Source organism: Bernardetia sp., assembly GCF_020630935.1.
Classification (GTDB): Bacteria; Bacteroidota; Bacteroidia; order Cytophagales; family Bernardetiaceae; genus Bernardetia.
Genome location: NZ_JAHDIG010000016.1, coordinates 62,048 through 71,394, shown reverse-complemented (window position 1 = coordinate 71,394; position 9,347 = coordinate 62,048). Strand labels below are relative to the sequence as shown.

Genomic DNA, 9,347 nt, shown 5'->3' with positions numbered 1-9,347 from the left:
TCTTAAACAACTTCGTAGAATAAAAAAACAGCTCAAATACAAAGTTTAGGCTGTTTTGAAAAAAATAAGTCTCAGAAAGCTAAATTTTACTTTCTTTGGTTTTCTTCCAACATTATTTCCTCTAAATATGTCTGACAAAGAATTTATAAAAAAGTATATCAAAGTTGAGAGAGCTAAGTATATAAGTATTTATATTGCTGAGGTTTCTTGGACTAGTGTTGATAACTACGAATTAGAATGGACATGTATAAAGAAAAAAAGGATTAGTACTTCTACTGAAGAAATAGAAAGTATTATTAATGATATATTAAAAAATGAGAAGTATTTCTCTCGTTGCCAAAAATGCAATAAACGAGACCTTGCAGGCTTTATGAATTCTATAAAAGGACACAAAACGGAAAATTCTGGTATATTTTGTCATTCCTGTCTATCTACGTTCGGATATCAGTTTTAAAAGACTCTATTCATCTACTATTTTAGTGAATTTACACAAAAAAACAGCCTAAATTTTATATTTAGGCTGTTTCAAAAAATAGTAAGATAAAAAAGTATTGATATTTTAACCTATCAAAAGCTGAAAAAATGAGCTGGTATTTTTAGTTGTTGTTGGTGTCTCCACCAACGACAAAATCTAAGCTAAGTCAAATCTATCCAAGTTCATCACTTTATCCCAAGCAGCAATAAAATCATGGACAAATTTTTCTTTTGCATCATCACACGCATAGACTTCTGCTAAGGCACGAAGTTCAGAGTTTGAGCCAAAGATTAAATCTACTCGTGTCCCTGTCCATTTTACATTTCCTGTTCTTCTATCACGTCCTTCAAAAGTTCTTTGGTCGTCAGAAGTAGCTTTCCAAGTAGTTGTAAAATCAATCAGATTGGTAAAGAAATCATTAGTCAGATGTCCTTTGTTTTCTGTAAAAACACCGTATGAAGAGCCATCAAAATTAGTGTCTAAAACTCGCATTCCACCTACCAAAACAGTCAGTTCTGGTGCTGTAAGTGTCATAAGTTGTGCTTTATCAATGAGCATTTCCTCTTCTGAAAGCGTAAATTCAGCTTTTGAATAATTACGGAAACCGTCTGCATTTGGCTCTAAAAATTTGAAAGAATCTACATCTGTTTGTTCTGCTGTGGCATCCGTACGCCCTGCTGTGAAAGGTACTTCAACGTTGTGTCCTGCATCTTTAGCAGCTTTTTCAACGGCAGCGCATCCCCCCAAAACAATCAAATCAGCAATAGAAACTTTTTTATTTCCATTTTGAGCATCATTAAATTCTTTTTGGATGTTTTCTAATGCACTTAAAACTTTAGCTAATTGCTTTGGATTGTTTACTTCCCAGTCTTTTTGTGGAGCAAGACGAACTCGTGCGCCATTTGCACCTCCACGCTTATCCGAGCCACGGAAAGTAGAAGCAGAAGCCCACGCCGTAGAAACAAGTTCAGAAATAGATAACCCAGCATCAAGAATTTTAGACTTTAAAGACGCAACATCGGTTCCATCAATCAAATCATAATCACGAGCAGGAATTGGGTCTTGCCAAATTAGTTCTTCTGATGGAACTTCCTCACCCAAATAACGAGAAACAGGTCCCATATCACGGTGTGTCAGCTTGTACCATGCACGAGAGAAAGCATCTGCAAACTCATCTGGATTTTCGTGGAAATGTCTTGAAATACGCTCATAATCTGGGTCAAAACGCAATGCCAAATCACTTGTGAGCATAAATGGTGCGTGTTTTTTTGTAGGGTCATGAGCATCTGGAATTGTTCCTTCTCCTCCTCCATTTTTTGGTTTCCATTGATGCGCACCTGCTGGACTTTTGGTAAGTTCCCACTCAAAACCAAAAAGATGATCAAAATAATCATTACTCCATTTGGTTGGTGTTTTTGTCCAAGCTCCTTCCAATCCACTTGTAATGGTATGTCCTCCAAAGCCAGATTCAAAGGTATTTTTCCAGCCTGTTCCTTGTTCTTCGATGAGTGCGCCTGCTGGCTCGGCACTTACATATTTGCTAGGGTCGGCTGCTCCGTGTGTTTTTCCGAAAGTGTGTCCTCCTGCAATAAGCGCAACAGTCTCATAATCATTCATTGCCATTCTTGCAAAAGTTTCACGAATATCTTTTGCTGACGCTAATGGGTCTGGTTTGCCATTTGGACCTTCTGGATTTACATAAATAAGTCCCATCTGAACGGCAGCTAAAGGATTTTCCAATTCTCTATCGCCTGAATAGCGTTTATCACCTAACCACTCACCTTCTGAACCCCAGTAAATATCTTGTTCTGGTTCCCAAACATCTTCACGACCTCCAGCAAAACCAAAGGGTTTTACTCCCATAGATTCCAAAGCACAGTTTCCTGCCAAAATCATAAGGTCTGCCCAAGAGATTTTTTTACCATATTTTTTCTTGATAGGCCAAAGTAAGAGGCGTGCTTTATCAAGATTGGCATTGTCTGGCCAACTGTTGAGAGGAGCAAAACGCTGTGTTCCTGACCCTCCACCACCACGTCCGTCGGCTGTACGATATGTGCCTGCACTGTGCCAAGCCATACGAATAAAAAATGGACCATAATGACCGTAATCAGCAGGCCACCAGTCTTGAGAGTTAGTCATTAATTCAAAAAGGTCTTTCTTTACAGCCTTTAAATCTAACTTTTTAAATTCTTCTGCATAATTAAAGCCTTTATCCATTGGGTTGGAAAGAGATGAATTTTGGCGCAGAATATTTGTTTTGAGCATGTTAGGCCACCAGTCTAGGTTAGATGTGCCTTGTCCTGCTACAAATTTGGCTGCTCCTCCTCCTGTGAAGGGGCATTTGCTAGATTCATTTGTGTCCCAAACTTTGCCTTTTCCGTTTGTGTAGTGTTCCATTATCGTTGAGTTTAAGGTTGTGATTAGAGTGAAAAAAGTCTTGAACTTTCTATTTATCAATAATTTAAGAAAAGAATTCCATAATTAAAAAATAGAAGTCTATTATGGTTTTGTATATCACAAAGATTGCATTTTTAGCAATATCAATCAAACTGATATTTTTTATAATTTCATAGATAAATTTGATAATGTGGGTTTGCTGCTAGACCAAACCATTTTCAAAACAATAAGTTAGCTTACAAACAAATACTAATTCCAAGATAAAAACTAAACCACACCTAAAAATTGCATGCCCTACTGGACTGACCTAATTAGAATAAGGTCAGCCTCGTAGTGCAGACTGATAAAATAAAGGGCAAAATAGTTTTTTTGGGTTATAAAGATTAGAAACAGAACGAAACGAATGAGAAAATGCAAACGCTGACACAAATAGACTGGGACAATTATAGACTACAAGGCGATAAAGTAGCTGATGAAATACTACAAAAAACACAAGAACAAGATGCTTGGAAAGATTTAAGAAAAGTAATTACAATTCAGTGGGGAGATAACCAAATGCTGCCAGAAGATTTACCTGATTTTATACAAAATTATTTTACAGATAATGCAGTTTTGCCAGATGGTGCTGATTTAGAAAAGATAGCAAAAGGACAAGAATTTTTTCAAAAAAATGCAGAAGATTGTTTGAGCCTTTTAGGAACGATGTCGTTACCCTATTGTTATGCTGCTGCTGATGGAGCGCAGGTATTGTATTTTTCTGAACGTATGCGAAACGATGCACACACACGCCTTTTAGAAACGGCTCGCTTTGTTTTTGAAGTCAATCAGAGAGATAGTTTACAACCCAATGGACTTGCCTTTACCACAATTTTGAAAGTCAGATTATTGCACGCCACAATTCGTTTTCATCTCAAAAATCATAAAAACTGGGATATGAAGTGGGGTTTGCCTATCAATCAAGAAGATTTGATGGGAACAAATATTGCTTTTTCATCTATCGTTCTGCGTGGGCTTCGAAAGCTAGGCAAAAAATACACGAATGAAGATGCAGAAAACTATCTACATCTATGGTATGTAGTAGGTCAGCTTTTAGGAATTGAGAAAAAAATATTGCCACAAACAATGAAAGAAGCTGTTTTTCTATCTCAAAATACCGAAATGCGTCATTTTAAGTCTTCACATGTTGGAAATGTTCTGACACAAACTTTGCTTTCTCATTTTGATGATATTTTACCTCCTCTTGTTCCTAGAAGTTATATTCATAGTTATATGCGTTTTCTTTTGGGAGACAGAACGTGTGATTTGCTAGGTGTTCCTGCTGCTAACTGGACAAAATATATGGTAGAAACTTTGCCTATTATCCAAACCATGAAAACTAGCTTTGGTAAAAGTCCACATCCTATTCGTTCGTATTGGGAAGCTCGCAATATGATTGCTGGGCAAGCAAAAGAAATGTAGAGTTTTAGAAGGTAGATTTTGGAATTGAATAACTATTACAAAACTAATCTGATTCATTCATAATCTACCATTTAGTACTCTTACCCTGCTTCTTCACTTTTTTTGCTTTCTTCAGCAAGCTGTTTCAAAAGTGGCGCACGTTCTACTCGTTCTTCCAATGAAATAAAAGTTTCTGTTCGAACAATACCTGGGACTTTCTGAATTTTGTCGTGCAAAACTTCTCTCAAGTGTTTGGTGTCTTTACAGATAATTTTGGCAAAAATACTATATGACCCTGTCGTATAATGTAAGCTCAAAATCTCTGGAATTTGGCATAATTGTTCTACAGCTTCATCGTACATAGAACTGCGTTCTAAATAGATTCCTAAGAAAGCAGTTACGTCATAGCCTAATTTTGCATAATCTATAGTAAGAGATGCTCCTCTGACAATGCCCAAGTCCTGCATTTTTTTCATTCTGACGTGTACTGTTCCACCCGAAACAAATACTCTATCTGCAACCTCTGTATAAGGCATTTTGGCGTCGTCTGTCAGTTCAGACAATATGCGAAGGTCGCAACTGTCAATTTGAGAATTTTTACTCATTTTTTTATTGTGTTGTTATGATTTTTTTAAAATTTACAAGAAATATTGCAATTTGCATAAATATTTACAAAATATTTTGCAAAAGTTTTACATTTCAAAAAAAAACACTATGTTTGTGTAAAGAATTAAGAATTTTAGTTGTGTTATTTTTACTAAAATTCTCTAATTCAACCCCTATATAGTAGGGCGTGTGTTTTATGTGTTGTTTATTGGTTAAGGTCAAAAAGGCGTTACTCTTGGTAACGCCTTTTTTGTTTTGTGTATGTTGTTTGGCTAGTGGAGATATTAGCAATGGAAAAAACTTGTATGTTTCTTAAAATAAATTCAGTATATCAATTTGCATAATAAACTGACTCATAGTTTCTAGTTTGATGGAAATACTCTGAAATGTATTTTGAAATAAATGGAAATATGAATCTGTATAGGCTAAGTTTTCTATTTCATCAAAACCAACGGCTCTACGTTTTTTGCTTGTAAAAAAGAATACTAGAGCAATAATAGCCAAAACAGCAATAACAGCCAAGGCAATTTTGATAACACTATACGGACGCTCTCCTTGCACTTCACCTGTGCGTGCATTGACTAAAAAACGATATACTTTGTCTTGATAACGATAAGCACTAATCCAAAGAGGAAGTAAAATGTGTTTGAAGGTAATATCATTATAATCAGTTTGAACATTTTCAATGCGCTGTTCGTCTCCTCCAATATCTCTTGAAACTAAATTTCTGATTTGAGTTTGCATTTTATCTTTGGCTATATCAAAACCATTTTTCAAATCTACTTGATAAGTTTCAGTTTGAAAACCAGATAAATAACGCTCATCATAACCTGTAAGTTTTTCTAAGTCCCAAGGTTCTAGCTTATCTACATAATTTCGTGCTAAGGAATGACTTGCCAAAACTAAAGTATCATCGAAAAAATGGTCGATGCGTCCAGAGACAGGCGACCAACGAGTATGACGTACTTGTCTTGTTTGATGATTGCCATCACTATCTGTATAACTTTCTGTTGTGTAATAATAATCGCCACGCATTCCGTGATAACGAGAATCAGTTTGGCTATCAAAAGTCCAGTAAGGAATATACATTCCTTTTAGTTTTTCGGTAAGTTCTGCTCTTTTTTTCAAGTCGTTGGGAGCAAACCAAAGGCTAGAAACCCATTCTTTAAACAGATTACTTGCATTTTTTTGATCAATATTAAAAGGAAGTAAAGATTTAGGCTGAAAAACTTCAACTGTTTCTGGCGATGAGGTAACGAGGGGCGTACCACAGAAGGCACATTCATCTGAAACAACATTAGGTTTTAAGGTTGTTCTTGCCCCACAGCCATCACACTGGACAGTTTGTAAGGTTTGCATATCTGCTTTTGTCGAAACTTCTTTAAGAGCCGTATAAAAATCTTCTTCTTGAATAACGGTTTCTGTTTCTTCTGCAATTTCGTTTTCTGCACCACAATAATTACATTTCAAAACAGTTGTTCCAGGGGCATATACTAAGTTTGCGCCACAGTCTTTACAAGTCAAATTTCTTGTTTTAGCATTTACATCTGGAGTTTCTCCATTGGGCTGACGAGGAGAATCTTCTGGTAAATTGTTAGGTAGTTGTGGAGGAATGTCTGGCATAATTCAGTACGTTTAGGTAAAATTTGGGTTTTTATATACTTATAAGTTTAGGAACTTATTCTAAAAATAGGAAAATGCCTTCAAAACTCAAATTTTTACTTCTTTTCTAGAGAAACGAAAAAACCTTAGCTCAAAAAGCTAAGGTTTTAATTTATCTGCTTTAATCTTTTCTATTTAATCTATTGCACAACAATAGTGCGTGAATAAGAAGATCCGTTTTGATTGAATTTAATGAGGTAGATACCTTTAGACACTCCTTGAATATCGATTACAAATTCTTGTTTTCCTTTTTCAAGTAGTTGTTTCTTGATTTTTCTACCAGAAGCATCAAAAATAGTCATCTCTATCTCATCTGTTGTCAAAAGAGGGAAACGTACCTTAAATAAACCTTTATTTGGATTTGGATAGATAGCAAATTCTCCTTCTTTAACTTCTTCTTCTCCTGTAACTACTGGAACTGTAAAATATGAAGCCCTTGTGTGAATTTGACAACCATTCTGAGTCGTAATTACAGCAGAGTAGTATCCATCTTCCGTTGGAGTAATAGTTATTGCTCCTTGCATACTTGTAACAATCTCACCTGCAAAATACCATTCCACATTTGCCATATCATTTTGAGAACCATTTATATCCTCTAAGAAAAGCGACTTTTTGTCTTCGCTCATTCTTATATACATAGGTTTTACTTCAATATGACTGACTTGTAGTTCTTCTGATGATATAGAACAAGATGAATTTGAAATCGAAACTACTTTATAGCTTCCTACCATAGAAGTAGAAAGCATAGTACCTGTCTTTCTAAGGTTTCTACCATTTCTAAACCACTGATAGGTTACACCATTTTCTGGGTTTTGTACAGAAAGTGTCGTTTCTGTATTTACACAAATTTCAGTAGATGTGGCTTCCAAAACAGGAGCTTGAAGCGTTGGCATAACAACAACTTCAATCTGACTTGTAGCCTGACAACCATTTTCTGTAATTTGAAGTGTATAAACTCCAGATTGTGAAACTTCAAGACTTGCACCTTCTCCTACCACTACATCATTTAGAATCCACTCATAATTTGCATCTGTATTAGTTTGAGTAGCATTTATAACTCCCCTATCACAGAATGTTATTCCATTAGGTTGTTCTATTTTAACAACAGGCTGCTGATTGAGTTTAATATTTACTTCATCAGAAATAACTGTACAAACTCCTTTCTGAATTCTGACTTGATAATTACCTGAATATTGAGCTGTTATGCTTTGTCCTGTATGCCCTGTGTAATTACCATTCATAAGCCATCTGTAAGTTGCTCCTTCTACTTCTTGAGCTATTAATTCTACGTTACTTTCACAACTTGATTGTGTTTGTTCTCCCAAAATTGCAGCTTCAAAAGCAGATTTTACTTCTACGGTAACGGCTATTCTTGCACTTTCTTTCAGTTCTAAAGGGTCTTTACCAATTACACTAACATAGAAAGTGGTAGTTTCATTTACAGAAGGAAATAAGAACATCTCACTTCCATCACTTGTCATTAGTGGTGTAATAGAAGTCTCATCTGCATATATATTATAAATAAATGCACTACTATTTAGTGTAACCATTGCTTGCCCACTTTCACATACCTTGCCAGAAGAAATTAACATTGGAGGAAGTGGATATGTCCAATCTGTTGTTCTTGAGATGGCGATTTCCGTTCCATTTATCATTCCAAAGATATGATAAGAGTAAAAAGTATCAGCATCTAAATTATTGTCAATATATTGAGTAGCCGTACTTGGTAAATCAGCAATCCTAGTAATTCCTCTATACAAACGAAAACCTTCATATCCTGTGTTTTCATCCCAGTATAATTTAATCTCTGATGTAGAAATACCATCTGATTGAAGATTCAATGGAACAAGGTCTAGGAATATGACTTGTAAGTCTGTACGAGCAGAATTAATTACATTGGCAGCTAAAGCACCACTAAAAGCAGCGTCATTAAAAATAACAGTTAGGTTACCAATGCTTTCTGCTGCTGTATGAGGGTCAGCGTTGCCTAATAGTGCAAAGTGAAGCTCTGTATTAGATACCTTTTTGATAGAAGCTGTAAGACCATTTGGAACATTAGTAACTGTTACTTTACCTGTTTGTACATAATCTTCTCCTATTGTTCCTGCAAAAACATCACAGAAACGACTATTAATAGTAATTGAGTTACTTATTGCACCAGATGCAGCTGTAATATAGGCTTCTCTAAATTGAGTAGTAGAATAGACTAACTCATAGTTTTGATTAACAGTAACATCGAATGAGCAAGTTGCTGTATTTCCATTAACATCTGTTACTTCAAATGTATTAGTTGTAGTATTTGGAGGGAATACAGAGCCAGAAGGCAAGCCTGCCGTTTGGATGATAGAAGCAATTCCACAGTTGTCTGTTGCTGTTGGTAAAGTATAGTTTACAGTGTTTCCACAAGTGCCAGCTATATTTGCCACTACAATATCAGCAGGACAAGTAATGATAGGTGCTATATTGTCTTCCACAGTAACAGTTGCTGTACAGTTATCTGTATTTCCATTATTGTCCGTAACTGTAAGTGTTACTGTATTAGCTCCGATATTAGCACAAGTGAATGTACTAGGGCTTACATCAAATGAAGCAATACCACAGGCATCTGAACTTCCACCATCTACTTGCGTACCTACGATAGAAACGTTTCCAGAAGCATCTAATTGCACTGTAATATCTTGACAAACTGCATTTGGATTTACATTATCTTCCACGGTAACAGTTGCTGTACAGTTATCTGTATTTCCATTATTGTCCGTAACTGTAAGTG

Annotated in this window: 6 protein-coding genes; 2 read left to right on the top strand and 4 right to left on the bottom strand. The window is 35.7% G+C overall.

The window, feature by feature from the left end:
• Window positions 1-127 precede the first annotated feature (127 nt).
• Window positions 128-454: a hypothetical protein gene (locus QZ659_RS06625; RefSeq protein ID WP_291723816.1), complete on the top strand. Its 327-nt coding sequence runs from the start codon at window positions 128-130 to the stop codon at window positions 452-454.
• 177 nt (window positions 455-631) lie between these two features.
• Here QZ659_RS06625 and katG read toward each other — a convergent pair whose 3' ends face one another.
• Window positions 632-2,872 carry a catalase/peroxidase HPI gene (gene katG / locus QZ659_RS06620; protein ID WP_291723813.1) on the bottom strand — a complete coding sequence of 747 codons (2,241 nt, stop codon included), beginning with the start codon at window positions 2,870-2,872 and terminating at the stop codon, window positions 632-634.
• Between the two features lie 411 nt (window positions 2,873-3,283).
• Here katG and QZ659_RS06615 point away from each other — a divergent pair, with 411 nt between their 5' ends.
• Window positions 3,284-4,330 (top strand): oxygenase MpaB family protein, encoded by a 1,047-nt coding sequence (locus QZ659_RS06615; RefSeq protein WP_291723809.1) that lies wholly within the window; start codon window positions 3,284-3,286, stop codon window positions 4,328-4,330.
• Window positions 4,331-4,410: 80 nt separating this feature from the next.
• On the opposite strand, the gene QZ659_RS06610 is transcribed toward QZ659_RS06615, so the two are convergent.
• From QZ659_RS06610 to QZ659_RS06600, 3 genes are all read right to left on the bottom strand, one after another.
• Window positions 4,411-4,914, bottom strand: coding sequence for an Lrp/AsnC ligand binding domain-containing protein (locus tag QZ659_RS06610; RefSeq protein ID WP_291723806.1), 504 nt, complete (start codon window positions 4,912-4,914; stop codon window positions 4,411-4,413).
• 313 nt (window positions 4,915-5,227) lie between these two features.
• Window positions 5,228-6,538 carry a hypothetical protein gene (locus QZ659_RS06605; RefSeq protein WP_291723803.1) on the bottom strand — a complete coding sequence of 437 codons (1,311 nt, stop codon included), beginning with the start codon at window positions 6,536-6,538 and terminating at the stop codon, window positions 5,228-5,230.
• Window positions 6,539-6,717: 179 nt separating this feature from the next.
• The coding region (locus tag QZ659_RS06600; RefSeq protein ID WP_291723800.1) for an HYR domain-containing protein at window positions 6,718-9,347 on the bottom strand (2,630 nt) is incomplete at its 5' end.

Coding starts and splice junctions, on each gene's coding strand:
- QZ659_RS06625 (WP_291723816.1), top strand. CDS start 128: ATGTCTGACAAAGAATTTATAAAAAAGTATATCAAAGTTGAGAGAGCT.
- katG (WP_291723813.1), bottom strand. CDS start 2,872: ATGGAACACTACACAAACGGAAAAGGCAAAGTTTGGGACACAAATGAA.
- QZ659_RS06615 (WP_291723809.1), top strand. CDS start 3,284: ATGCAAACGCTGACACAAATAGACTGGGACAATTATAGACTACAAGGC.
- QZ659_RS06610 (WP_291723806.1), bottom strand. CDS start 4,914: ATGAGTAAAAATTCTCAAATTGACAGTTGCGACCTTCGCATATTGTCT.
- QZ659_RS06605 (WP_291723803.1), bottom strand. CDS start 6,538: ATGCCAGACATTCCTCCACAACTACCTAACAATTTACCAGAAGATTCT.